This window comes from Halovivax gelatinilyticus (assembly GCF_024300625.1).
Lineage (GTDB): Archaea > Halobacteriota > Halobacteria > Halobacteriales > Natrialbaceae > Halovivax > Halovivax gelatinilyticus.
This window is the reverse complement of the sequence record NZ_CP101322.1, coordinates 1,199,459-1,221,814: the sequence shown is the minus strand read 5'-3', so window position 1 is coordinate 1,221,814 and position 22,356 is coordinate 1,199,459. Positions and strand designations below refer to the sequence as shown.

Genomic DNA, 22,356 nt, shown 5'->3' with positions numbered 1-22,356 from the left:
TGAAAAAGTCCTTCCGTTCGACCGGCCGACGTCCGGTCCCTGATCGTCACTCGTCCGGATACTTCGGTTCGCGTTTTTCGGCCCGTCCCAGCGCCGTCTCGACGACGTCGCGGACGTCGCCGGAGAACGCCTCGCCGTGGCCGGCGTACATCCGTTCGACCGTCTCGGGCATCCGATCCAGGAGCCGGCGGATGCTCTCGATGAGCGTCTCTCGCGATTGGCCGGGTAGGTCGGTTCGCCCGAAGCTCCCGTACTCGAACGCGCCGTCGTCGTGGACGACCACGTCGCCCGAAAAGAGCGTCGTCTCGGAGACGAACGAGACGTGATCGTCGGCGTGTCCCGGCGTGTACACCACCTCGAACGCCTCGTCGCCGATCGGTACCGAATCGCCGTCGTCGATCGCGTTCGTCCGCAGCGGGTGGTCGCCGTAGGCGTATATCTCGGGATCGAACGCCTCGTCGACGGCCGAGAGCTGGTCGACGTGGTCACCGTGCTGGTGGGTGAGCACGACCGCATCCAGGGTCGGTACACGATCTGCGATTTCGTCGACGACTCCGTCGTACGCACCCGCGTCGACCAGCGTCGTCCGCTCGCCCGAAACCAGAAAGGCGTTACAGGTGAACGACTCCGCAGCGTCCGTAACGGTGTAGACCTCCATCTCGTCGAATCCGACGCGACCGACCGCCTAAAATGTCCGCGTCTCGGCCACTGGACAATCGCCTTCGCGTTCGAATTCGCTCCGATCAGCTATCGGGCTCGCAGCGCCCCTGACCGACCCGTCGCACGACTCGATCCGGCAGTGCATTTTAGGAGATCGATCCCGTAGTGACACACGTATGGGTTTTGGTAGCTACGACGAGTCCGACCAGCAAGACTTCGACGCCGACTTCGACGAGGACGAGGCAATCGAGTCCGACGCGAGCGAGCATCGGGGGTCGATCGAGTTCGACAACGGCGCCACCAGCGACGAACTCATCGACCGGCTCGCAGACATCAAAGACGACGGGTAACGCTCGTCGCCGCCAAACGTCTCCCTCGACGACCACACCCATGAGCGACTCGTCCGGAATCAGGGCGCTCGGTATCGCCGAATCCACGCGTGGCGACCGGTGTACCGTGGCCGGCGCGGTGGTCCGCGCTGATCGGGTCGTCGATGGCGCCGCCTTCGAATCGGCGACCGTCGGCGGTCTGGACTTCACCGACGCGATCGTCCAGATCGTCTCCGATCTCGAGCGCGAAGATCTCCACGGTACCCTCGTGGGGGCGATCGCTCCCGCCTGGTTCAACGTTCTCGACATGGACCGCCTGGCCGCCGAGACCGACCTGCCGACGATCGCGGTCACGTTCGAAGCGAGCGACGGCCTCGAACCCGCACTCCGGGACGCCTTCGACGGCGAGGCGCTCGCAGACCGGCTCGACCGCTACCGGAACCTCCCGGCGCGCTCGCCGTTCGAGGTGGGCGGCGAACGCGTCTACCTTCGGTCCGTCGGCCTCTCCGTAGACGAGAGAGAGGACCTCGTACGAGCGTTCACGCCCGAAGGCGGCCGTCCGGAACCCGTCCGCGTCGCCAGAGAACTCGCCCGGGCGGGATCGACGTATCGAGCACGCTTCGACGGGTCGCCAGAATCTCGGTGAGCGGGATCCGATCACCGATCCGCCGCGAGCCCCTCGGGGTCGAACGACCGGTTAGTGCCCGACCAGTGCGGTTGGTCGTTCTCCTCGCGCGTATCGAGATAGATCTCGAGCCCGTTACCGGCCGGGTCTGAAAAGTAAATCGCCTTGCTGATGCCGTGGTCTACGGCCGAGACGTCGACGCCGCGGGCCCGCACCCGCTCGTACACCGCCGCCAGCGAAGCGCCGTCGGGAACCTCCATCGCCGCGTGGTAGAGCCCGACGCCGTCGTTCGGGCCCGGAGCATCCGGTCTGACTTCCTGCAGCGCGACGTCGTGGTGGCGCTCGCCCCACGAGAGAAACCGGAATCGGCCGTGCGACTCGGTGACCGACAGCCCGAGGACCTCGGTGTAGAACTCGCTCGCCGCTTCCAGGTCGGACACCTTGAGGTGGACGTGCCCGACGAGATGGGGATCGCCAGTCACGGTCTCACCGTCGGCCCGCCACCGAATCGGGGCGTTCGGTGGCCGGTTCTCGATTCGGCTGACCGCCCACTGAATCGGTCGATCTGGTTGTCACACTCATCGGTTGCGCCTACGGTCCGTCGCGAGATATAGCTCAGGTAACACCGCCGTAACCGGTGTAGACCACCGAAAGCAGCGCTATCGCTGTTTCTGCTCACTGCCTCCGGCACCGAACTACTCCTCGTCGTCGTGCTCGCCGCGAGCGACCGCTTGCGCCGGTGTTCCACCGTCGGTGGCCGCGTCCGCGCTGGCGATGAGCGAGTCGAAGTCGTCGACCTCGTCGTACTCGCTCTGGTGGACGAGGGCCGACTTTCCGAGCTGCGTAATCTCGTACAGTCCCGATCGATCGGCCGGGCCCACCTTCTCGACGAGTCCGTAGTCTTCGAGTACGGGCAGTCGGGTGTTTATGTTCTTCCGGCTCTTTCCGGTGTGCGATGCGAGGTTCGGTGCGACGTTTCGTCCCGTCTCTTCGAGCGCTTCGAGGATCAGGAAGTCGGTTGGCTGTCTTAGTTTCACGAAACCACGTCCTTGTGGGGCGATTAGTTTAGAAATAGGTAATACTTCCGGCCAGATCGAATGCCCGAACGAGACTGATTCGGTCCGTATAGCCGCTAACAATGGTAGATTGTGCCTTTTTCGCACTCGGGACACGTTCGATCGGACCGACCGTCGAGAACGGTTCGAAACGCGTAGGTGGGCTCCGGCGCATCGGACGTACATGGAGGATGAGCAGGCCCAGCACATGGATGGGCTCGCGGTCGAGGGATGCCCCCGGTGCCCGTCGCTCGTCGACTCGCGAAGCCGAATCGTAAACGGAACGGGCCCCGCCGACGCCGACGTTCTCTTCGTCGGTGAAGCGCCGGGCGCACAGGAAGACGCCGAGGGCGAACCGTTCGTCGGCCGGAGCGGCTCGGTTCTGGACGAACAACTTCGAACGGTCGGACTCGAACGCGAGTCGGTGCGAATCACCAACTGCGTCCGATGTCGACCGCCGGACAACCGCGACCCATCGACGGAGGAACTCGAACACTGCCGGGGCTACCTCGAAGCCGAAATCGATCGCGTCGATCCGGACGTGGTCGTCACCCTCGGGAAGGTCCCGGGCGAACACCTCCTCGGACGCTCGGTCGCGGTCACGAAGGAGGCGGGCTCGGTCGAAGAGGTGCGCATCGGCGACACGCCCCGCCCCGTCCTCATCTGTCTCCACCCCGCGGCGACGCTGTACGACCGGAGCCAGGAACCTGCGTTCGCCGAGACGATTCGGGAAGCCGCAGCGATCGCCGGCGTCTCGCCGACCGACGAGGGTGGCCAGTCCCGTCTCGGCGAGTACTGATCGACGGTCTCGCCGTCGCTCGCTCATCCCTCGCAATTCGCTTCGTTCTTCGAATCGTGCTCTCCGAACCGTGCGGCTCGAAATCTCGTGGTTAGCGAGTCCGAGTATTTCGTTCACTTCGTTCGCTCGCGGCTTCGCCGCTCACGTATTCGAGGCCTCACTTCGTTCGGCCTCGCATTCGCTCAGCTCCTCGTGGTCCTCTAACGAAAGGCCCTTCGTTCCGACTGCCGGAGGTAGAAATATGAGCACACAGGAGAGCCAGTCGTCGGCCGAGACGGCGCAGGCGAGCGTCGCGGTCGTCGACTACGGGCTCGGCAATCTACACAGCGTCACTCGCGGGCTCGAACGCGCCGGCGCGGACGTGACGATCACCGACGAGTCGGCGGACTTTCTCGCCGCCGACGGCGTCGTCCTCCCCGGAGTCGGCGCCTTTCGCGAGGGGGTCGAGAACGCCGATCCGATTCGCGAGGACCTCCTCGCCGTCGCCGCGTCGGAGACGCCGCTCTTCGGGATCTGTCTGGGCATGCAGATGCTGCTAACCGACAGCGAGGAGGGGTCGGCGGGCTCGGCGGCCGTCCGCGGACTGGATCTGATTCCGGGAACTAACGTTCGCTTCGCCCAGGGGCAGAAGGTTCCCCACATGGGCTGGAACGACCTGACGATCGAACGACCACACCCGATCGTCGAGGGCGTCGGGCGGCGACCTGCGAACGGCACGGACCAGCCCGAGGTCGTCGACGGCGAGTACACCTACTTCGTTCACTCCTACTACGCGGTCCCCGACGACGAGTCGACCATCGTCGCGACGGTCGACTACGGCGTCACCGTCCCCGCCGTGATCGCCGACGAGTCGGGAACCGTCTTCGGCACGCAATTTCACCCCGAAAAGAGCGGCGAGACCGGTCTCCGCATCCTCCGAAACTTCGTCTCACTCTGCGCCGAGTAATCTCGCTCTCCGAGACGAGGGTTTATATTTCGCCCACCGACTGCGTAGGTATGAACGACGACCCACTAGAACCCCTCCGCCGCCGGACGCTCCTCGGCGGAACGCTGCTCTGGTTCGTCCTCGCCGGCGGCAGCGCGTTCGTCCTCTACACCGAGGGCCTCTCGGTCTCGGTCCTCGCTGCGTTCGCGCTCTCGCTCGCGGCCGGAATCGCACTCTTCAGCGTCCACAGATCGGGAACCGTCACGCTAGTCGACGTCGACCTCGACCCCTTTCGCCGGGCCGGCCTCGGCTACGGTCTGCTCGCGCTCGCGACCGGTATCGCCTACGCTCCTCACGTCGCTCTCGAGTTCAACGCGCTCACGCCCGTCGTCTGGGCGCTCGTCCTGGTCGCCCTCGCCCACCAGGAGTGGACCGGCCCCCACGAATCGATCGAACCGACGATGAAACAGGTCGCAACGATCGTCGTCCTGACGATGGTGGCCGTGATCGGGCTGCCAGTCGCGCTGTTCCACCTCGCTTGAACGACTCCTGGCGGGACGTCTGCTCGACTCGATAGCAGGAAAAATCGAATCCGCGTCCGACCGACGCCGCGGCTCTCAGAGAGACGAAATCGCGACCGCGACCTCGATCAGGACGCGCGGGTCTCTTTCGCCTTCGGGCGCATGTTGCCGTACCCGCACTTGCGACAGCGCTCTGCGCGCTGTGGGTTTCGGGCGTTACACTTCATGCAGATGAGCTTCTCCAGGGTCCGCTTTTCCGCGGCGTCGAAACTGGCCATACCTGACGGGTAGTCGCTCTCGCATTTGTATCTGGTGATCCGACTCGGCCCCACACTCCTGGCGGTCACGCTGCTCGCGGGTCACTTCGTTCCCCGCTCACAATTCCGAGGATTTCGCTCGCGACGCTCGCTCAATCCTCGCTACTCGCGGCTTCGCCGCTCGTTTTACCGCGTTTCTCGCTCGCTCCGCTCACTCCGAACCGCGCTACTCCCACACAAACGTCCCATTTTCCTGGACCACCTCGCCGTCGATTTCCATGCGCGAGTCTTCGCTCACGTCGGTGATCATGTCGACGTGGACGGCCGATTCGTTGCCCGTTTCGCCGTCGGGCAGGCAGGCGTCGTAGGCGCGGCCGACCGCGAGGTGGACGGTGTCGCCCATCTTCTCGTCGAAGAGGATGTTGTCGGTGAGGCGATCGATGCCGCGGTTCATCCCGATGCCGAGTTCGCCGAGTCGGCGAGCACCCTCGTCGGTTTCCAGTATCTCTTCGATTACGTCTTCGCCCTCTGCCGCGTCGAACCCGATGACCTCGCCGGCTTCGAAGTTGAGCGTGACGTCGCGGACCGACTGACCCTGGAGGGTCATCGGCACGTCGAACGTCACCTGTCCGTCGGTGTCGTACGGCGCGGTGAAGACCTCGCCGCTCGGGAGGTTGTGCGAGTCGTAGGCGACTGAGGCGGCGCTATTGACGGCGGTTCTGCCCTCGATCGACATCGTGAGGTCGGTCCCGGGACCGACGAGGCGAACCTCGCTTCCCTCGTCGAGCCGATCTTTGAGCTTCGCCATCTCGTCTGCGAGCGACTCCCAGTCCCGGAGGACGGCGTCGTAGACGAAGTCCGCGTACTCCTCGTAGGCCATGTTCGCCTGCTGGGCGAGCGAGCGCGTCGGGTGAACGGTCGATACCCAGCGCGTATCGTAGCGCGCCTCGCGTAGATTCGTCCGCGCGTTACGGTACGCCTGGCGCGTTTCGGCGGGAACGTCGGCCGTCGCGCTCGTGTTGCGGCCGCCGCCGATGCGGAGGTAGACGTCGGCCGCCTCGAACAGTGCCAGCTCGTGGCTCGGTTCGTCGAAGTCACCGTCGTGGGCGCGCTGGTAGGCGCGTTCGATCTCGCCCGAGCCGTACGTCGTGAGCAGGTTCGCGCCGCGTTCGCCGATCGTCTCGGCGACGGCGACGGCCAGCTCGTGTGCGTCGGGGCCGACGGAGAGAACGACGTCGTCGCCGGCTTCGATGCGTGCGCTCCAGTCGACGAGCACCTCGGCGTGCTCGTGGACGCGTGGATCCATAGTCGATATCGTCTGCGAACTGATAAACCCGCGTCGCTTCCGGTTCGCGTCGCCGGTTCGCGTCGCCGGTTCGTCTCGCCGTCGGTGGCCTCCGGTCACTCGGCGGCGACGCCGCCGACGTGCGGCGAGTCGGTCTTCTCCCTGACGACGCGGACGACGGCGTAGACGACCGGCGTGTCGAGGAGTGCGATCGAGAGCTTGAGGAGGTACTGGCCGACCACGAGCGAGGCGATCAGCGAGAGCGCCATGACGTCGTCGCCCGCGAGGGCGGGTGCGATCGCGAAGGCGATCGAGACGAAGATGACGGTGTCGATCGCCTGGCTCGTCCCCGTCGAGGCGATGTTGCGAAGCCAGAGCTTTTCGGCGCCGGTCACCTCGCGGATCCGGTGGAAGAACCAGACGTCCCAGTTCTGGCTCACCACGTAGGCGAGCAGACTCCCGGCGACGACGTAGGTTGCCGGCAGGAGGACGTCGGAGAACTCCTCGCCGCCGACGGGCGAGGTCGGCGCGACCGGGGCGACCGCGGTCGACCAGACTAGCGCGAGGACGAGGAAATTCATCGCGAACGCGACGTTGACCACGATTTGAGCGGCGCGCTTGCCGTAGAGCTCCGTGTAACAATCGCTGGCGAAGAAGGTGACCGCGTAGGCTACGGCGGCGCCCGGCAGGACGAGTTCGCTGCCGGTGACGGGGAGCGAGAACGGAATCGAAAACGAGAGCACCTTCGCGGCGGTCAGCTGTGCGGTGACGAGTCCGGTGACGAACACGGCGATCAGCGTCACCTGGGGAATCGTCGGCGTCGCGGTCGAATCACTCATTGTGAGCCGTTATGCGCGAGACACCCTAAAGGATACTATCTGTAGAGCACTGGGATGACACTCTAGTCCGTCCTCGATAGCAGGTCAGATACTCGGAGACGCGGCGCTCGTAGACCAGGCGGAGACGTATCGCTCGTAGAGTTGATGCAGATGCAGTGCTCGTAGATCAGGTGGAGCGTGGTGCTGGACGTGGTTCGGGTGACGAATCCAGAGAGACAGCCGATCGTGCCGGGCTGTCCGCTCGCAGTGGTGTAGACGCTCCTCTCTCGGTCGGCGTTCAGCCGTTGGCGTCGGGCGTCACGATCGGCGACGACTGGAGTAATACAGCGGGACGAGCAGGACGAGGAAGGCGGTTCCCATCCCTGCGACGGCGAGCCAGATGACGGCGAGCGTCTGTTCGTCGAGGTAGCCAGCGACTTCGGCGAGCCAGAGGACGCTGTAGAGACCGATTACGAGGAGGCAGGCGACGTAGATTCGCAGGCCCCACCCGACGACGTGATAGAGCGTCGTCTTGGTGAGACGCGGTCGCGCGGGTAGGGTGAGATCGAACATCTGGATCACTGTCTTACGGGTCCGTCTACTCGAATCGAGACGGCGCCCGGCTATTCGAGTAATCGATTGGATGGGAGTCACATAATCGTAGTGGTTGGTTTCGGTCGCGTTCTAGCGGCCGGTCGGCCCGATTTAACTCGACGAATCGATCCGGCGAGGTGCCTGAACATGCAGGCTCGCCGGTCCAACCTTGCAACGCTCAGGGCGACCACCCTTTTCGCTGGCTCTCGTAGCCGATATCGGTCCGGCGATACCGGACCAGGGATCCGCTGAGCGACCGGGAAGCGGGCCGGTGGGCGCACCAGTCCGCCCCTTTTCGTCGACGTCGACTCGAGGGACTCACTCATCGTCGATACCGGCAGGTCCGTCCTCGGAGGGTGGCCCGCGATCGGACTCGTCACTACTCGAGGCGGCGTGGGACGGCGGCCCGCGGTCATCGGGTGGACCGTGGTCAGCTGACGGTCCACGATCTGCCGGCGGTCCGCGCTCGTGAGACGGGTCGCCGTCCGAATCCGCCGTTGGGTGATCGTCCTCACCGTCCTCAGGTGCGGACGTTCCCTCCGAATCGGCTCCCGTCTCGGTCCGAGGCTCGTCGACGAGCGGATCCGGTTGGGCGTTCCAGGTTTCATCCGGGGAATCTTCGAGCCCGGCCGCGTCAAACGACTCGGTGGTGTCTTCGTCGACGAGAATCCAGGCCGTCCCTGCGAACGTCAGCGTTACCAGCACCCAGAGTCCGACGAGAACCGTCGTCTTCGTTCGGGGCCGCGATTCCGTCCCGTGCACACTCGATCGTGAACGCGACTCGTCATCGTTACGCGTTCCGAACGATCCGATACGAGGCGGATACGGCGCGAATCGACTCCTTCTGGTGTTGACATTCGTACAACTCACCGTCGTACACTGTGGTGAATGGCCGACATACCGTCGAATTTCGCCACCGAACCTGGACGTTCGTTCGAGAATCGACTTTCTTGTGGGGATAATCGGCCGAATCCTGGCGTGTGGCAACGCAACTCACGAAGAATTATGTACATCCTCCCCGAACGAAGGGGTATGGCGTCCGCCAGCCAGTACGAGACGCGTTCGTCCGCCAAGCAGATTCCGCGACGCGTAGAGGATTTTCTCTGGCTTATTATTCGAGTAACATTTTAATCGGCGGACACCCGCCTCGGCTCGCTGACACCGATTCCGAGGCGTCGTCGTCCGTTTCCCGGTTCTCGTAGCCAGCGAGGCCGGGCCGGCACGTTCACCCGACAGCGTTGCGGGTGACCGACGAACTGTCACACCACACACCAACCCGATACCCACGACCGCTAACGATGAGCACACACGACGATCCGAAACCGACGCATCGACCGCAACCGACCGGCCAACGTGACGCCGAAGAGACGGCCAGTCCGCCCGAGGACATGGTCCAGGTTCTGTCCACTGACGGCGAGATCCTGCCGGGAGCCGAACGCCCGAACCTGTCCGACGAGCAACTCCTAGAGATGTACGAGGAACTCGTCCTCGCCCGGCGTTTCGACGAGCGGGCGACCGGTCTCCAGCGTCAGGGGCGCATCTCGACGTACGCGCCGATGGCCGGCCAGGAGGGATCGCAGGTCGCGACGAGCTTCGCGCTGGAAGACGAGGACTGGCTCGTCCCGACCTACCGCGACCACGCCGCAAAGCACGCCCACGGCCGATCGTACGCGTCGTTGCTCAGCCACCTCCGGGGCTATCGCGAGGGATACGCCGTCCCGGACGACGTAAACGCCTTGCCGGAGTACATACCGATCGGCACGCAAGTGCCACAAGCGATGGGCCTCGCCTGGGGCTTTTCGATGCAGGGCGAACACGACCGTGCGGTCCTCTGTCACTTCGGCGACGGGGCGACTTCGACCGGTGACTTCCACGAGGGGTTAAACTTCGCCGGCGTCTACGACGTGCCCGCGATCTTCGTCTGTAACAACAACCAGTGGGCGATCTCCATGCCCGTCGAGGCCCAGACTGCCTCGGAGACGATCGTCCAGAAGGCGGCCGCCTACGGCATCGAAGGGGTCCGCGTCGACGGCACCGATCCGCTCGCCGTCTACGCCGTGACGAGAGCGGCGGTCCGAAAGGCGAAGCACCCGGCCGAGGGCGAACGCCGCCCGACGCTCATCGAATCCTGCCAGTACCGGCTCGGCCCGCACTCGACCGCCGACGATCCATCGGCGTACCGCGACGAGGACGACGCCTCCGGTTGGGAAGAGCGCGACCCGGTCGAACGACTCGAACGATACCTCTACCGTGAGGAGATTCTCGACGACGAGACGGCTGAATCCATCAAAGACGATGTCGAGGACTGTCTCGAACTGGCCGTCGAGCGGGCCGAAGCCGTCGAAACCGATCCCGGGCGGATCGTCGAACACGTCTACGAGGAGCCGACCGACCGGCTACGCGAACAGCTTTCGGACCTGGCGGAATTACGCGAACGCCACGGCGACGAGGCGTTCGGGGAGGTGGGCGAATGAGCACGACGACCACCCCATCCGAGCAGGGCGCAGAGACCGAAACCGAGCCACTCTCGCTCGTCGAGGCCGTTCGCGACGGGCTGGCGGGCGAACTCGCTCGCGACGACAGCGTCGTCGTTCTCGGCGAGGACGTCGGGACGAACGGGGGCGTCTTCCGGGCGACGGAGCACTTACAGGACGAGTTCGGTCCGCAGCGGGTTATCGACACGCCGCTGGCGGAGTCGGCGATCGTCGGCTCCTCGATCGGACTCGCGCTCTCCGGAATGCGTCCGGTCGCGGAGATGCAGTTCATGGGTTTCGCCTCGCCGGCGTACGACCAGCTGGTCAGCCACGCCGCCCGGATGCGATCGCGCACCCACGGACAGTATACGCTCCCGATGGTCGTCCGGATGCCCTACGGCGGCGGTATCAGCGCTCCCGAACACCACTCCGAGTCACGCGAGGCCGCCTACGTCCACGAGCCGGGACTGAAGGTGGTGACGCCGAGTACGCCGACGGACGCGAAGGGGTTGATCGCCGCCGCGATTCGCGATCCCGACCCCGTCATCGTCCTCGAACCGAAGCGCCTCTACCGCGCCTTCCGCGAAGACGTGCCGACCGAGTCGTACACGACGCCGATCGGCGAAGCATCGATCCGTCGCGAGGGCGAGGATCTCTCGCTGTTCACCTGGGGGTCGAGTACGCAGCCGGCGCTCGCCGTCGCCGACGAACTCGCCGCCGAGCGGGGGATCGAGGTGGAGGTCGTCGACCTGCGAAGCCTCTCGCCGCTCGATATCGAGACGATCACCGACTCCGTCCGTAAGACCGGCCGTGCCGTCGTCGTCCACGAGGCGCCGAAGACCGCCGGCGTCGGCGCCGAGATCGTCGCGACGATCAACGAGGAGGCGCTGTACTCCCTCGAAGCGCCCGTCACGCGAGTGACGGGTCTCGACGCGCCCGTCCCGTTGCACTCGCTGGAGGACTTCTACCTGCCCCAGGCGCTTCGGATTCGAGAGGGGGTATTGGAGACGGTCGAGGCCTGAGTCGGGCGGTGAACGCTCGTTAGACCTGCCCTTTGGTACTCCCCTGGTCGACAGCAAGGGGGTGATTAGCGGTTCCATCGACGGTGTGATTTCCGGTGCCCGACCGTTTATGGCGCCGTCTATCCTCGGCTCTCGCATGGCCGACTACCTCGACGACTCCGTCAAGCGGTACCTTCGGGCGACCGGTCCCGACCACGACGAGATCCACGCGGCGATGGCGGATCACGCCGACGAGTGCGGGTTTCCGATCATCGGCCCCGACGCCGGCGGCGTCCTCCGATCCTACGCCGCGGCGACGAGAGCCGAGCGCGTCTTCGAGTTCGGCTCCGGCTTTGGTTACTCCGCTTACTGGTTCCTGAAGGGGATGGCCGACGACGGCGAGATTATCCTCACCGAGATCGACAAAGAGGAACTCGCCGAGGGCGAGCGGTTCCTCGCCGAGGCCGGCGTCGCCGATCGTGCCACGTTCGAACACGGCGACGCGATGGAGATCGCCCGCGAACACGAGGGACCGTTCGACGTCGTCCTCATCGACCACCAGAAGTCCAGGTACGCAGACGCGTTCGAGCTGATCCGCGACGAACTCGCGCCGGGCGGCGTCGTCATCGCGGACAACATCTTCTACGGTGCGGTCGACTACGAGGATATCCTTCCGTACGTCGAATCCGGGGAGCCGCTTCCCGACGACGACAACACGCGAGGGATCGCCGACTACCTCGACACCGTTCGGGCGGCCGACGGCTTTCACACGGTCGTCCTGCCGGTGGGAAGCGGGCTGGCCGTGACGACCCGGGAAGCGTAACTAGTCACGTCAGGATTGTTCGCTTTCGTCGGCCGATCGCGCCTTTTCTGCGTTCTTTCTCGCGTCCTCGATCAGCTCCGCGAGTTCCTTCGAGGCGAGGGACGCGAAGTCGTCGGCCGGGAGTCCGCGCCGGACCTCCAGCGTTATCATCGCGTCACAATCTTCGACGATCTCCGGAGCCCACCAGCCGCGCGCCAGTTTCGACACCTCCGTGACGACCGCCTCGCCGTTCGCGGCCCCCTGCGGTTCACCGCTCTCCGAATCGAGACGACTCACATCGCTCGTCGCCTCGTTGACTTCGATGTCGATGAAGGCTGTCGCCGTGTTCCAGAGCTGCGGCGGACTGGTACTGACCTGCTCGTAGAGACCGGCGAGGCGGGTTTCGGTGACGTCCTCGCTCTCTAGTTCGTCCCGAAGGGCTTCCAGCGCGTCGGCTTCGGTCTCGTACCACGCCGCGTCGTCGCCAGATTCGGCCGTCATCGGTGCTCCATACTCGGTCGAGACGGATACCGTTCACCGTTCGAGCACGACGGTCTCGACCTCGTCGACGCTCGCGAAGTCCGGATCGCCGGTGTAGAGCGCCTCGCAGTCGCCGTGAGCGCTGGCCGTCGCGACGTGGATCGCGTCCGCGTACGAGAGTTCACAGGTACCGCGCTCGTAATACCGATAGCGGAGGTCGGCGGCGCGTGCGGCGATCTCGTCTACGATCGGCATACTTCGAATTTCGTCGGCGGTGGTTAGCGCTCGAACGGCGTCATCCGCTGATTCTTTGCCATCTACCGTTCGAACGCGATAGCGAACTTCGGCCACGACGGTCGGGGCGATAAGTCCACCCTCGGTTATCGCCCGCTGGATCACCCGCTCGGCGGACTCGGACGCCTCCCCGTCGAAGAGATACTCGAGCCACACCCAGGAATCGAGAAATAGCATACTGCGTTCATTGCCTCTCGAGGTGGTCGGCCCACGCCCGATTCGATTCGCGACGCATCTCGTCTACGTCGACTTCACGATGTGAGAGCCTGTCGCGTAGCGCACGCAACTCGTCCATCGTCGATTGCTTTCGCTTGACGGCGAGTTCTCCACTGTCGAGTACGAACTCGACTTCTGTCCCCGAATCGAGTTCGAGTCGTTCGCGTATCTCCTTCGGAATCGTCACCTGTCCCTTGCTCGTGATGGTCGCGTCCTTTGTGATCATACTGTCCTTACGTAACAATGGCGGCCTTACTACTTGTATATTTCCTTACTTCGGATAATAGGCCTGTTTTACGAAGCGATGACGTGTCGGGTCGAGTGGTCGGGTACGGGATTCGGTGTGAGACGTCTTCCAAACTATACGACGGTGCTCGGTCACGGTAACGGCCGAACTCGTGGGATGGAAGCCGATCAACGGGCGAGAACTGGATCGGTCGTCGGTGTCCCGGACCAGCGAGCCGGCACGTTCGACGTCTCGACCGGTCGCCGTTCTGATGGGTGCACTCGGGCTATTTGCCAGTCACTCGCGACGCTAGCCATGCATGACGTCCGCACTGTTCATCGTGAGCGAGGGGGGCTACTGGGGAGAAGAGTGCGTCGAGCCGCTGACGACGCTCTCGGACGCCGGCGTCGACGTCACCGTCGCGACGCCGACCGGAAACCCGCCGGTCGTCGACGACCTGTCGGTCGATCCCGAGGAGGTCGGCGAGGAGACGGCCGAGCGGGTCCGCGAGGTCCACGAGACCGACGAGCGGTTGAACAACCCGATCGCGCTCGCGGAGGCGACCCCCGACGAGTACGACGCGGTCGTCTTCCCCGGCGGCCACGGAACCGAGTGGGACATCACGCAGGACGGACACGCACGGGAGGCGCTCCGGACGGCCGTCGAGACCGAGCGGTCGAAGGCGCTCGTCGTCTGTCACGCCGTCGGTCTGCTGGCGTTCACCCGCGATTCCGACGGCGGGATGCTCGTCGAGGGCCGCGACGTCACCGGCTTTCCGAACGCCTGGGAGGAGGACATCGTCGACGAGCGCGACCGCTTACCCGACGGTCGAAAACTGCCCTACTGGGTCGAAGATGAGGTCGAAGCTGTCGGCGGGAACTGGGACGCCGAACTCGATTCGGAGACCTCGGTCACGGTCGACGGTGACCTGTTGACCGCTCGCGGACCGGGGTCCTCGAACGCCGCCGCAAAGGCGCTCCTCGACGAACTCGGCGTCGACGGCTAGCTGGTGGACGTTTTTCTCACCATTCTTGGTTGCGCTGTCGAATGGCCCGTAACACCGATATCGCTCCTCGTTCTGGCCATCGATAGATGGAGACGCAGGTTCGCGAGGCCGTTCCCGCCGACGCCCACGCTATTCGGGACGTCCACCTGGCGTCGATCGAGGGACTCGCCGGCGACCACTACGACGACGAGCAGGTCGGCGCGTGGGCGCACGATCGCGATCCGGACGAGTACCCGATCGAGTCGCCCGAAACCGAGTTCCTCGTCGCCGACTGCGGCGGGACTATCGTTGGCTTCGGTTGGATGAAACCGGACGCCGACGACTACATCGAGGCTGCGGTCGACGGGGAAATCACGGCGGTCTACGTCCACCCGTCGGTCTCGGGTGAGGGCGTCGGATCGGCCGTCTACGCGGCTCTGGAGTCGCGTGCACGGTCGGCGGGCGTGTCGTCGCTGGGGCTGTGGGCCTCGCTAAACGCGGTTTCGTTCTACGAATCTCACGGCTACTCGCGGGTGACCGACCACGACCTCGAGTTCGACGACGGCGTCTACGGGACCGTGACCGAGATGCGAAAGACGCTGTCCGCCTAGTCCCGCCCGAACTGCATCGTCGGCCCTCACCGCGAACATTCTTGTCAGATAGCCACGTACTCCTCGACATGTTCCCCGAAACCATCGAATCGGAGCGCTTGACGTTCGAGCGATTGTCTCACGACTCGCTCGACGCGCGTGCGCTCTACGAGGTCTTCGGGGCGAATCCCGACGCCGACGAAATCTTCGAGTACGTCGATTCCGATCCACACCGGACGGTCAAAGAGTCCTACGACCTGATCCAGCGCGCCCAGGACGCCTTCGAGGATGGCGAGTGGGTGCAGTACGCGATTCGACCGACGGAGGGCGAACCCCACGCCGGCGAACTCGCGGGCATCGCTGGACTGTATCCGAAGTGGGATCGCCGCGTCGCCACGCTCGGGATCATCCTCGATACGCGCTTCTGGGGCCGGGGCTATTCAGGAGAGCGGGCTGCGGTCTTTCTCGAACTCGCGTTCGACCGGCTCGACCTCGACCTGGTCGCCGTCAAGTACATCGACGGCAACGAGCGCTCGAAACGCGCGGTCGAACGGTACGTCGACCGGTTCGGCGGCCGGTACGTGGGCTTGCTGCGAAACGACCTGGCGGTCGAAGGCGAGGTCTTCGACTGTCACCGATACTCGATTTCCAGAGCGGAGTACGAGGAGTCGAAGCGGGGGTGACTCGCGGGTCCGGTGGCTCGAAGCATCGGTGTCTCGCGGATCAGCGGGGTGGAGTGTTCGGTCCTCTGGTCGTTCCATTAGATAGGATAGTCGCCCGCCCTTCGAACTACACCCAGTACGTGTCTACTTCGTTCGTCCGTGACCGAACGAAGAGCGTGGTGCTCGACGCCGGGACTCCGGCGTGATCGGCCAACTGCACTCCAAGTGCTTGCAGATGACTACTCGGGTGCCCGTTGCCGCGTTCGAGTTCGACTTTGGTAGGGTACGGGAGTGGAGAGAGGGCCTTCTCGTGCCGAGTTGACGAGCGGGGATCCGGCCGTCGATCGCCGGTTCGATGCCGAGTCGTGGGGCGACCCATGGGGAAAACTGAATGGCGATATCCAAAACGAACAGCTGAATGACCACCACTTTCGAAGAAATGACTCAAGACATTCTAATTTAATGTTCTCTATTCCCCTATACAGTTAATTATATTCATTTTACAAACACTTGTGACGCTGGTTGTGAATGTCTGTCTCATGGGAAATGACAACCCATACGACCGACGACGACCGAGCCGCCCGCGTCGGCAGTTCCTCCAAACTGCGGCGATAACGGGCGTGAGTGCGGGTCTGCTCTCACAGACGGTTTCGGCTAGAGACGATGACGACGCAGGGACGGACGACCGGAATCCGTTCGATCCGCCACCGGGCGGCGGAGGCGGTGACATTAACCGGACCTGGGAGTTCAGCGACGAAGCGACCGATAATTACGGCGGGAGTGTAGAAGGCTATGCCTCCATGGCGGTCGTCCAGTTCAAAGCAAACCCGGTGTCAGATCAGCCTTGGGACCGGATATCACTTCAAATCAACGGGAACGCAATAACCCACACCGACACCGGCGTACTGTTATCCAACGTAGAGCGCTCCGGACACGCGATCTCCTGGGACGATAGTTCTGCGGCTGGACCGCAAGAAGGACTCATCCACGCAGCGCCTAATTCCGACTGGATCGGTGGTTACCACGACGAGTACGACGACGGCGAAGGAAACAACGTCAGCGACTACGTCATCGATTTCGGCTTGAGTCAGATGGGCGCCGACAAGTACGTCGCGGCGGCCGAGACGATTTTCGAAGCGCTCGGATGGCTGTACGACGACTACTTTGATCGACCGGAGACGTACGAACGCGACTGGGACTGGGACGGGCGGAAACAGACCAGTTGGTGGACGAAATACGAGGTAAATCTCGAACCCAACGAAACGCTCGAAATCAACGTCGGCGACGTGGTCGACCTGATAGGTAAACCAGGGGCGCTGCACATGGGTGGAACGTTCGAGCTCATCATGCCCGCGAACGCCGGCTCGTTCCGCGAGCGAATCGAAGCCCGTGTGAGTTCAGATCGGCTGCTGCATGCCGGAATTCGAGGGATCGAGTTCCCAGAAATCCACGAGGGATTGACCGCCTACGCCGGAGCTACCGTCAACGCACACCCTGAACGGTTCGACCTGGATACGGAAGCAATCGCGCAATTGGACGATCACGACTTCCACTATCAGTACCCGGTCGAAATGTCGTTGACCGGTCCGCTCCCGGACGATTTTTGGGACGATAAACACGTTGGGTAAATAATAAATAGACATTGCCCATAGTAGTCAGCAAGACCCTCCCAAATGAACAGACGAAATTTTTGTACGATCGGGGTGTCAGTAGGAGCTATCGGCTTCGCTGGCTGTTCCAGCTACTTCGAAGACGATCCATCCGACCCGCCAGACGTCCTCAGAGAGTTCTTCGAAGCCCTCTTCGACGGCGATCTTGATACCGCCGAGGAGCTTCTGCATTCCGGGTCGCCGGTCGATCTCGCTTCGGTCAATCTGGACGTGTACGAAAATGGGGATATTCGCCCCTCCAGCGTGACTCACGTCGATCCGGAACACGGTGGAAACGTTACTGAAGAGGTTCGGGCGGATAACTCTCGAAAGTGGTTCAGCATCGGTTTTGCGATCGATTCGCCGCGGTTTACTCATTCGGGTACGTTCGAATAACGTCGGTCCGACGAGGATTGGTTCGTCTATGATGAGGTCGGGGGCAACGTTGAGGCATTCACTTCCGAGCCGTTTCCTGATGCAGAGGGTACCGATGAGGAGGCGTGAATACGAACTGATCGCGGTGTCCGCCTTCACCCTCGGTGTCGCAGGCTGTACCGACTCCTTTGAAGATGACCCACCCGATCCACCGGATGCCCTCAAAGAATTCTTCAGGGCACTCGATGCCGTCGATCTCGACGAAGCGAGTACGCACCTCCACCCGGACTCACCGGTCGATTTCGACGTGAACGATCTAACACTCTACGACGAACAACGGGTCACCGCGATCACTTCAGAGTGGGATGATCCCGGGGAGGACTCTCACGTGATCGAATCGGGCCTCCACGAAGAGATCCTTGACGATGAGGATCGAACGCAGGCGAGCGCGCTAATTCGAGTAACACACCCCGATCAACCCAGGTATCAATCCGAAGTCCAGTTCGAATTCTGCCGACACGGCGACCGATGGCTCCTCTACGACGAGATCGACGGCGAGGTGGAGGCGTTATCGCCGGAGCCGTTCCCAGAACACTGAGACGCCGGTTTCGAACGGGCCGGCCCACCGTCGGTATCGCGCACCGCAATCGCTTTTTCGCTCGTCCGAACACGTACGCACGATGTCCGTCTACCGGTCCGCTGCGGGACGACGCGTTCTCGAGGCGTGTTACGAGGACGCTCTGGCCCGTCTCGACGTCGACGTCACGGAGCGATTCGTCGACACGTGGGCCGGCGAGACGCACGTCCTCTGTGCCGGGCCGACGGACGGGCAGCCGGTGATCGTCTTTCACGGCGGGAACGCCACCAACCCGATGACGCTGTCGTGGTACGCCGATCTGGCCGACGAGTACCGACTGATCGCCCCGGATACGATCGGCCAACCGGGCTACAGCGCCGAGACGCGGCCGGATCCGCGGGGCGAGGGCTACGGCGCGTGGGTCGTCGACCTCCTCGACGCGTTCGAGCTGGCGTCCGCTCCGATGATCGGCACCTCCTACGGGGCCGGGATCGTCCTCCGGACGGCCGCCCGCGCGCCCGACCGGATCGACCGCGCCGGCCTCGTCGTTCCAGCCGGATTCGGCACGGGCTCGATCTCGACCATGGCGAAAATCGGGCTCTGCTCGATCGCGTATCGATACGTCCCCAGCGACCGGCTACTCGATCGAGTGCTCGCCTCGATCGTCACCGATCCCGACGCCGACCCGGTCGTCCGCGAGACAGTCGCCGCCTCGCTTCGACACGTCGAACTCGAACGCGAGTTCCCGACGGCGAGCGCGGACGAGCTAGCCGACTTCGACGCGCCGGTGGCGCTGTCCCTCGGCGAGGAGGATCCGTTCTTTCCGCCCGACGTGATCGAGCCGCGTGCATCGGACCGACTCGAATCGGCAGACCGGGTCGGGATCCTCCCGGGCGAGAAACACGTACTCTCAAAGCGCGGGCAGAAACGGGTGGCCGACTCGATCCGATCGTTCCTTTCGGTTTAGATCCTTCGAGCGGAAGACCAGAGTATCCGGGAAATTCATCATTTCCTTGAGGAATAACCATACATTCTTATACACGATTATGGACACCAATGAGTGTCACGCCGGGCGGTAACTCCCGCCGGCCGAACGTACCAGATTCCGGACGAATCTACTCGGCGCCGAATCCGACCGAGTGCCGTGGCGGACCGATCGGCCCGGCGCTGGCGACGCACAACCAGAGAGATATGAGCGATCACGACACAGCGGAGGACGGCACGTATCGACTCGACAGACGAACGACGCTGAAGCTCGCGAGCGTGGCGGGACTGGGGGCGGTCCTTTCGGGGATGGCTACCGCCGGAGGCGACTCGTCGGATCCCGCGCCCCTCGATCCGGAGAGTCCGCCGCCGTGGGAGACCGTAGAGGGGACACCCGATCGGTTCGTCAGGGATCGCTGGTTCGTCGCGTTCGAGGCGGCCCCGCGGGCTCGCGGCGTCGCGGCGAGCACCCACGCCACGGAGCGTGCCGATTTCCGGAGCGAGGCGCGGGCGGAGGGCGTTCGGTTCGCACAGCGGCGGGACTTTTCGACGCTGTGGAACGGCCTCACGGTCGAGGCGGGATTCGGCGAGGCCGTCGCGCTTTCTGCGCTCGATAGCGTCGACGCGGTCTACCCGGTTGCGATCGTCGACCACCCCGAGCCCGACGAGGCCTCGCCGGCGCTCGAGACGGCCCTGTCGATGACCGGGGCGGACGCGGCTCGGTCCGAACTCGGCTACACCGGCGCGGGCTACGCCGTCGCGGTGATCGACACGGGGATCGACTACAATCACCCCGACCTCGGCGGCAGCGGCGATCCGGACGACGTCTACACGGCGATCTCGGCCGCAGACCGGACGCTTACCGACGCCGACGGGGAGCCCCACTCGCGCATCAGCCACGGCTGGGATTACGTCGGCGCGGGATACGATGCTGGCGATCCTGACGCGGACGAACCGGATCCGAATCCCGATCCGATGGACCCGCAGGGCCACGGCACGCACGTCGGCGGTATCGTCGGGGCCGACGCGGCCGACGACGGCGGCGTGACCGGCGTCGCCCCTGAGACCACCCTCGGTGCGTACAAGATCTTCGACGTCGGATCGAGCACGGCCGAGATCATCGTCGAGGCACTGGAGGACGCCTACGAGGACGGAATGGACGTCGTGAACATGTCGCTCGGTGCGACCCTGGCCTGGGGCCAGGCGTACCCGACGACGGCGGCGAGTAACGAACTCGCAGACCAGGGCGTCGTCGTGGTCAACTCGGCCGGGAACGACGGGGGACTCGGCGCCTGGAGCATGAGCGCGCCGGCGAACGCCCACGACATCATCAGCGTCGCCAGCGCGGACAACACGCACCTCGAAGCGCTCGCATTCGAGGTAGAACAGCTCGAAGACCCGGTCCCGTATCTGGAACTCAGCGGGGCGGAGCTGCCGCCGACCGAGGGCGAGTCGGACCCGCTCGCCCTGCCGGCCGAGAGCGAGATCGACGGAGAGGTCGGCTACTTCGGCTGCGACGCCGAGGACTTCGCGGACTTCCCCGAGGGACACGTCGCGCTGATCGAGCGCGGTCACTGCGCGTTCGCGGACAAGTACCTGAACGCCGTCGACGCGGGGGCGACCGGCGTCGTCATCTACAACAACGTCGCCGGTCTGTTCAGCGGAACGATCGCGGACGCCGGCGTCGAGGGCGTCTGGGGCGCCGGCATCAGCGACGCCGGCGGCGCCGCCCTCGTCGACCTGCTCGATGAGGGCGAGGAGGTCACGCTCGAATTTACGGACGAGCAAGTCACCGTTCCGAATCCGACCGGCGGGCTGCTCTCGGATTTCACCTCCTACGGGCAGGACGTCGAACTGGCCTTCGGCCCGAGCGTCACCGCACCGGGTGGACTCATCACGTCGACCTACCCGCTCGATCTGGGCGAGTACGCCATGCTCTCGGGGACGTCCATGAGCGCACCGCACGTGGCCGGGGCGGTCACGCTGTTACTGGAAGCCGAACCGGATCTCGATCCGTTCGACGTGCGCGATCGACTGCAGAACACGGCCGAGCCGATGGCCTGGTCGTTGAATCCAGGCGCCGGTCTCCTCGATCACTCGTTCCGACAGGGGGCGGGGATGGTACAGGTGGACGCGGCGATCCAGGCCGACGGGCGAGTGACGCCGGGTCAGCTCTCGCTCGGAGACGGGGACGGGACCGACACCACGCTCACACTCACGAACGACGGCGACGCGGACGTCGAATACGCGATCGGCAACGTCGGGACGCTGGGGACGGCCGCAAACACGTTTGCGCCGGCGTTCCTCGGCCCTGGTAGCGTCATCGACGCACCCGCGACCGTCACGGTTCCAGCCGGTGACTCCGCCGACGTCGACGTCTCCATCCACGCGCCGGCGTTCGGGTGGCCAAACCACCAGTACGGCGGCTACGTCGTGCTGGAACCGACCGACGAGTCCCACGACACGCTCCACGTACCCTACTCGGGCTACGAGGGCGACTACCAGGACCTGCCCCTGTTCGGCTACTACGCCGACGCCACCGAGTTCGTCGAGCAGGAACCCCACCTCGCGTCGATCGTCTTCGAAGACGGTGAACCGGTCGGCTACGAACCGGTCGATCCGGGCCACGCGTTCACGCCGGGCGACGACGATCTCCCGGTCGTCGAGGCGTTCTTCGGTCACTTCCCGCGGACGTTCCGCGTCACTGCCGTCCACCAGCAGAGCGGTCGGGAGTGGCTCGCGATGGAATCGGCGTACGTTTCTCGAAGTCCAGACCCGGAGACCTACTACGCGTTCGCCTGGGACGGACGGACCCCGTCGGGCGGGAGTGACAACCGCCGCCCGGTCCCGCCGGGTCGATACACGCTCGTCGTCGAGGCCCTTCGGACACTCGGCGATCCCGAAAATCCCGACCACTGGGACACTTGGGAGTCACCGGAATTCTACCTCGAATCAGGTCGTGGACGTCCGTCAGAGGGCGTCCCTGCCGGCCCCGTCGTCGGAACGAGCGACGACTAAACGCGGGCGGTTTCGGACGGGACCGGCGCACACCGGTTCCGCCACTGCCGGCCGACCGCCGCGCCACTGCCGGCCGACCGCCGTTCACCTCATTTTTTGTACCGACCGCTCGACGAACGCAGTACGCGATGATCGTTTTCGAACCGGGCTGTCCG

At 64.5% G+C, this 22,356-nt stretch carries 27 protein-coding genes; 15 read left to right on the top strand and 12 right to left on the bottom strand.

The annotated features are described in order from the left end of the window. Positions 1-46: 46 nt before the first annotated feature. Entirely contained in the window at positions 47-658 is a 612-nt protein-coding gene (locus NKH31_RS06030; RefSeq protein WP_254864227.1) for an MBL fold metallo-hydrolase, read from the bottom strand. A 178-nt stretch (positions 659-836) separates the two neighbouring features. On the opposite strand from NKH31_RS06030, the gene NKH31_RS06025 reads away from it, so the two are divergent. Then, positions 837-1,010, top strand: a complete 174-nt coding sequence (locus tag NKH31_RS06025; protein ID WP_254864226.1) for a DUF5786 family protein — start codon at positions 837-839, stop codon at positions 1,008-1,010. A 40-nt stretch (positions 1,011-1,050) separates the two neighbouring features. Continuing rightward, positions 1,051-1,635 (top strand): endonuclease dU, encoded by a 585-nt coding sequence (locus NKH31_RS06020; RefSeq protein WP_254864225.1) that lies wholly within the window; start codon positions 1,051-1,053, stop codon positions 1,633-1,635. A gap of 11 nt (positions 1,636-1,646) precedes the next feature. Here the strand turns inward: NKH31_RS06020 and NKH31_RS06015 are convergent, their stop codons facing one another. Both NKH31_RS06015 and NKH31_RS06010 read right to left on the bottom strand, forming a co-directional pair. Next, a complete protein-coding gene (locus tag NKH31_RS06015; RefSeq protein WP_254864224.1) occupies positions 1,647-2,096 on the bottom strand; it encodes a VOC family protein in 450 nt (149 codons plus the stop codon). A gap of 213 nt (positions 2,097-2,309) precedes the next feature. Continuing rightward, a complete protein-coding gene (locus NKH31_RS06010; protein ID WP_254864223.1) occupies positions 2,310-2,651 on the bottom strand; it encodes a winged helix-turn-helix transcriptional regulator in 342 nt (113 codons plus the stop codon). 202 nt (positions 2,652-2,853) lie between these two features. Here NKH31_RS06010 and NKH31_RS06005 point away from each other — a divergent pair, with 202 nt between their 5' ends. The 3 genes from NKH31_RS06005 (at position 2,854) to NKH31_RS05995 (ending at position 4,935) form a co-directional block, all read left to right on the top strand. After that, entirely contained in the window at positions 2,854-3,468 is a 615-nt protein-coding gene (locus NKH31_RS06005) for a uracil-DNA glycosylase (RefSeq protein ID WP_254864222.1), read from the top strand. Between the two features lie 241 nt (positions 3,469-3,709). After that, complete coding sequence (gene hisH / locus NKH31_RS06000; RefSeq protein WP_254864221.1) at positions 3,710-4,414, top strand: imidazole glycerol phosphate synthase subunit HisH; 705 nt, start codon at positions 3,710-3,712, stop codon at positions 4,412-4,414. Between the two features lie 50 nt (positions 4,415-4,464). Then, the gene (locus tag NKH31_RS05995; protein WP_254864220.1) at positions 4,465-4,935 is read left to right on the top strand and encodes a hypothetical protein; all 471 of its coding nucleotides are present in this window, start codon (positions 4,465-4,467) and stop codon (positions 4,933-4,935) included. A 107-nt stretch (positions 4,936-5,042) separates the two neighbouring features. Here the strand turns inward: NKH31_RS05995 and NKH31_RS05990 are convergent, their stop codons facing one another. The 5 genes from NKH31_RS05990 to NKH31_RS05970 all read right to left on the bottom strand — a co-directional run bounded on the left by NKH31_RS05990 (position 5,043) and on the right by NKH31_RS05970 (position 8,630). Next, positions 5,043-5,192, bottom strand: a complete 150-nt coding sequence (locus NKH31_RS05990) for a 50S ribosomal protein L40e (protein WP_254864219.1) — start codon at positions 5,190-5,192, stop codon at positions 5,043-5,045. A 205-nt stretch (positions 5,193-5,397) separates the two neighbouring features. Next, positions 5,398-6,477, bottom strand: coding sequence for an aminopeptidase (locus tag NKH31_RS05985; protein WP_254864218.1), 1,080 nt, complete (start codon positions 6,475-6,477; stop codon positions 5,398-5,400). Between the two features lie 95 nt (positions 6,478-6,572). After that, on the bottom strand, positions 6,573-7,295 hold the full coding sequence (locus tag NKH31_RS05980; RefSeq protein ID WP_254864217.1) for a queuosine precursor transporter: 723 nt from the start codon (positions 7,293-7,295) through the stop codon (positions 6,573-6,575). Between the two features lie 297 nt (positions 7,296-7,592). Beyond that, complete coding sequence (locus NKH31_RS05975; protein ID WP_254864216.1) at positions 7,593-7,847, bottom strand: hypothetical protein; 255 nt, start codon at positions 7,845-7,847, stop codon at positions 7,593-7,595. Positions 7,848-8,186: 339 nt separating this feature from the next. After that, complete coding sequence (locus tag NKH31_RS05970; RefSeq protein ID WP_254864215.1) at positions 8,187-8,630, bottom strand: hypothetical protein; 444 nt, start codon at positions 8,628-8,630, stop codon at positions 8,187-8,189. Positions 8,631-9,166: 536 nt separating this feature from the next. Between NKH31_RS05970 and pdhA the strand changes: the two genes are divergently transcribed. The 3 genes from pdhA (at position 9,167) to NKH31_RS05955 (ending at position 12,166) form a co-directional block, all read left to right on the top strand. Further along, positions 9,167-10,342, top strand: a complete 1,176-nt coding sequence (gene pdhA / locus NKH31_RS05965; RefSeq protein ID WP_425492315.1) for a pyruvate dehydrogenase (acetyl-transferring) E1 component subunit alpha — start codon at positions 9,167-9,169, stop codon at positions 10,340-10,342. Continuing rightward, complete coding sequence (locus NKH31_RS05960) at positions 10,339-11,364, top strand: alpha-ketoacid dehydrogenase subunit beta (RefSeq protein WP_254864214.1); 1,026 nt, start codon at positions 10,339-10,341, stop codon at positions 11,362-11,364. Before pdhA ends, NKH31_RS05960 begins: the two co-directional genes overlap by 4 nt. A 136-nt stretch (positions 11,365-11,500) precedes the next feature. Further along, positions 11,501-12,166, top strand: a complete 666-nt coding sequence (locus tag NKH31_RS05955) for an O-methyltransferase (protein ID WP_254864213.1) — start codon at positions 11,501-11,503, stop codon at positions 12,164-12,166. A gap of 9 nt (positions 12,167-12,175) precedes the next feature. Here the strand turns inward: NKH31_RS05955 and NKH31_RS05950 are convergent, their stop codons facing one another. The 3 genes from NKH31_RS05950 to NKH31_RS05940 are packed head-to-tail and all read right to left on the bottom strand — an operon-like array spanning position 12,176 to position 13,361. Continuing rightward, positions 12,176-12,646 carry a hypothetical protein gene (locus NKH31_RS05950; RefSeq protein ID WP_254864212.1) on the bottom strand — a complete coding sequence of 157 codons (471 nt, stop codon included), beginning with the start codon at positions 12,644-12,646 and terminating at the stop codon, positions 12,176-12,178. Positions 12,647-12,679: 33 nt separating this feature from the next. Next, positions 12,680-13,096 (bottom strand): type II toxin-antitoxin system VapC family toxin, encoded by a 417-nt coding sequence (locus NKH31_RS05945; protein WP_254864211.1) that lies wholly within the window; start codon positions 13,094-13,096, stop codon positions 12,680-12,682. A 7-nt stretch (positions 13,097-13,103) separates the two neighbouring features. Further along, positions 13,104-13,361 (bottom strand): AbrB/MazE/SpoVT family DNA-binding domain-containing protein, encoded by a 258-nt coding sequence (locus NKH31_RS05940; protein ID WP_254864210.1) that lies wholly within the window; start codon positions 13,359-13,361, stop codon positions 13,104-13,106. Positions 13,362-13,680: 319 nt separating this feature from the next. Here NKH31_RS05940 and NKH31_RS05935 point away from each other — a divergent pair, with 319 nt between their 5' ends. The 4 genes from NKH31_RS05935 to NKH31_RS05920 all read left to right on the top strand — a co-directional run bounded on the left by NKH31_RS05935 (position 13,681) and on the right by NKH31_RS05920 (position 17,226). Continuing rightward, positions 13,681-14,367 carry a type 1 glutamine amidotransferase domain-containing protein gene (locus NKH31_RS05935; protein ID WP_254864209.1) on the top strand — a complete coding sequence of 229 codons (687 nt, stop codon included), beginning with the start codon at positions 13,681-13,683 and terminating at the stop codon, positions 14,365-14,367. A gap of 86 nt (positions 14,368-14,453) precedes the next feature. Beyond that, positions 14,454-14,957 carry a GNAT family N-acetyltransferase gene (locus NKH31_RS05930; protein WP_254864208.1) on the top strand — a complete coding sequence of 168 codons (504 nt, stop codon included), beginning with the start codon at positions 14,454-14,456 and terminating at the stop codon, positions 14,955-14,957. A gap of 68 nt (positions 14,958-15,025) precedes the next feature. Beyond that, positions 15,026-15,619, top strand: a complete 594-nt coding sequence (locus NKH31_RS05925) for a GNAT family N-acetyltransferase (protein WP_254864207.1) — start codon at positions 15,026-15,028, stop codon at positions 15,617-15,619. Between the two features lie 518 nt (positions 15,620-16,137). Beyond that, positions 16,138-17,226, top strand: a complete 1,089-nt coding sequence (locus NKH31_RS05920) for a twin-arginine translocation signal domain-containing protein (protein ID WP_254864206.1) — start codon at positions 16,138-16,140, stop codon at positions 17,224-17,226. A 78-nt stretch (positions 17,227-17,304) separates the two neighbouring features. Here NKH31_RS05920 and NKH31_RS17670 read toward each other — a convergent pair whose 3' ends face one another. After that, the gene (locus NKH31_RS17670; RefSeq protein ID WP_256547915.1) at positions 17,305-17,439 is read right to left on the bottom strand and encodes a hypothetical protein; all 135 of its coding nucleotides are present in this window, start codon (positions 17,437-17,439) and stop codon (positions 17,305-17,307) included. 298 nt (positions 17,440-17,737) lie between these two features. Between NKH31_RS17670 and NKH31_RS05915 the strand changes: the two genes are divergently transcribed. The 3 genes from NKH31_RS05915 to NKH31_RS17740 all read left to right on the top strand — a co-directional run bounded on the left by NKH31_RS05915 (position 17,738) and on the right by NKH31_RS17740 (position 22,201). Further along, positions 17,738-18,220, top strand: coding sequence for a hypothetical protein (locus tag NKH31_RS05915; RefSeq protein WP_254864205.1), 483 nt, complete (start codon positions 17,738-17,740; stop codon positions 18,218-18,220). Positions 18,221-18,302: 82 nt separating this feature from the next. Beyond that, positions 18,303-19,166: an alpha/beta fold hydrolase gene (locus NKH31_RS05910; protein ID WP_254864204.1), complete on the top strand. Its 864-nt coding sequence runs from the start codon at positions 18,303-18,305 to the stop codon at positions 19,164-19,166. 224 nt (positions 19,167-19,390) lie between these two features. Further along, positions 19,391-22,201 carry a S8 family serine peptidase gene (locus NKH31_RS17740; protein WP_305038428.1) on the top strand — a complete coding sequence of 937 codons (2,811 nt, stop codon included), beginning with the start codon at positions 19,391-19,393 and terminating at the stop codon, positions 22,199-22,201. Positions 22,202-22,356: the final 155 nt, after the last annotated feature.

Coding starts and splice junctions, on each gene's coding strand:
- NKH31_RS06030 (WP_254864227.1), bottom strand. CDS start 658: ATGGAGGTCTACACCGTTACGGACGCTGCGGAGTCGTTCACCTGTAAC.
- NKH31_RS06025 (WP_254864226.1), top strand. CDS start 837: ATGGGTTTTGGTAGCTACGACGAGTCCGACCAGCAAGACTTCGACGCC.
- NKH31_RS06020 (WP_254864225.1), top strand. CDS start 1,051: ATGAGCGACTCGTCCGGAATCAGGGCGCTCGGTATCGCCGAATCCACG.
- NKH31_RS06005 (WP_254864222.1), top strand. CDS start 2,854: ATGGAGGATGAGCAGGCCCAGCACATGGATGGGCTCGCGGTCGAGGGA.
- hisH (WP_254864221.1), top strand. CDS start 3,710: ATGAGCACACAGGAGAGCCAGTCGTCGGCCGAGACGGCGCAGGCGAGC.
- NKH31_RS05995 (WP_254864220.1), top strand. CDS start 4,465: ATGAACGACGACCCACTAGAACCCCTCCGCCGCCGGACGCTCCTCGGC.
- NKH31_RS05990 (WP_254864219.1), bottom strand. CDS start 5,192: ATGGCCAGTTTCGACGCCGCGGAAAAGCGGACCCTGGAGAAGCTCATC.
- NKH31_RS05985 (WP_254864218.1), bottom strand. CDS start 6,477: ATGGATCCACGCGTCCACGAGCACGCCGAGGTGCTCGTCGACTGGAGC.
- NKH31_RS05980 (WP_254864217.1), bottom strand. CDS start 7,295: ATGAGTGATTCGACCGCGACGCCGACGATTCCCCAGGTGACGCTGATC.
- NKH31_RS05975 (WP_254864216.1), bottom strand. CDS start 7,847: ATGTTCGATCTCACCCTACCCGCGCGACCGCGTCTCACCAAGACGACG.
- pdhA (WP_425492315.1), top strand. CDS start 9,167: ATGAGCACACACGACGATCCGAAACCGACGCATCGACCGCAACCGACC.
- NKH31_RS05960 (WP_254864214.1), top strand. CDS start 10,339: ATGAGCACGACGACCACCCCATCCGAGCAGGGCGCAGAGACCGAAACC.
- NKH31_RS05955 (WP_254864213.1), top strand. CDS start 11,501: ATGGCCGACTACCTCGACGACTCCGTCAAGCGGTACCTTCGGGCGACC.
- NKH31_RS05950 (WP_254864212.1), bottom strand. CDS start 12,646: ATGACGGCCGAATCTGGCGACGACGCGGCGTGGTACGAGACCGAAGCC.
- NKH31_RS05945 (WP_254864211.1), bottom strand. CDS start 13,096: ATGCTATTTCTCGATTCCTGGGTGTGGCTCGAGTATCTCTTCGACGGG.
- NKH31_RS05940 (WP_254864210.1), bottom strand. CDS start 13,361: ATGATCACAAAGGACGCGACCATCACGAGCAAGGGACAGGTGACGATT.
- NKH31_RS05935 (WP_254864209.1), top strand. CDS start 13,681: ATGACGTCCGCACTGTTCATCGTGAGCGAGGGGGGCTACTGGGGAGAA.
- NKH31_RS05930 (WP_254864208.1), top strand. CDS start 14,454: ATGGAGACGCAGGTTCGCGAGGCCGTTCCCGCCGACGCCCACGCTATT.
- NKH31_RS05925 (WP_254864207.1), top strand. CDS start 15,026: ATGTTCCCCGAAACCATCGAATCGGAGCGCTTGACGTTCGAGCGATTG.
- NKH31_RS05920 (WP_254864206.1), top strand. CDS start 16,138: ATGGGAAATGACAACCCATACGACCGACGACGACCGAGCCGCCCGCGT.
- NKH31_RS17670 (WP_256547915.1), bottom strand. CDS start 17,439: ATGCAGAAGCTCCTCGGCGGTATCAAGATCGCCGTCGAAGAGGGCTTC.
- NKH31_RS05915 (WP_254864205.1), top strand. CDS start 17,738: ATGAGGAGGCGTGAATACGAACTGATCGCGGTGTCCGCCTTCACCCTC.
- NKH31_RS05910 (WP_254864204.1), top strand. CDS start 18,303: ATGTCCGTCTACCGGTCCGCTGCGGGACGACGCGTTCTCGAGGCGTGT.
- NKH31_RS17740 (WP_305038428.1), top strand. CDS start 19,391: ATGAGCGATCACGACACAGCGGAGGACGGCACGTATCGACTCGACAGA.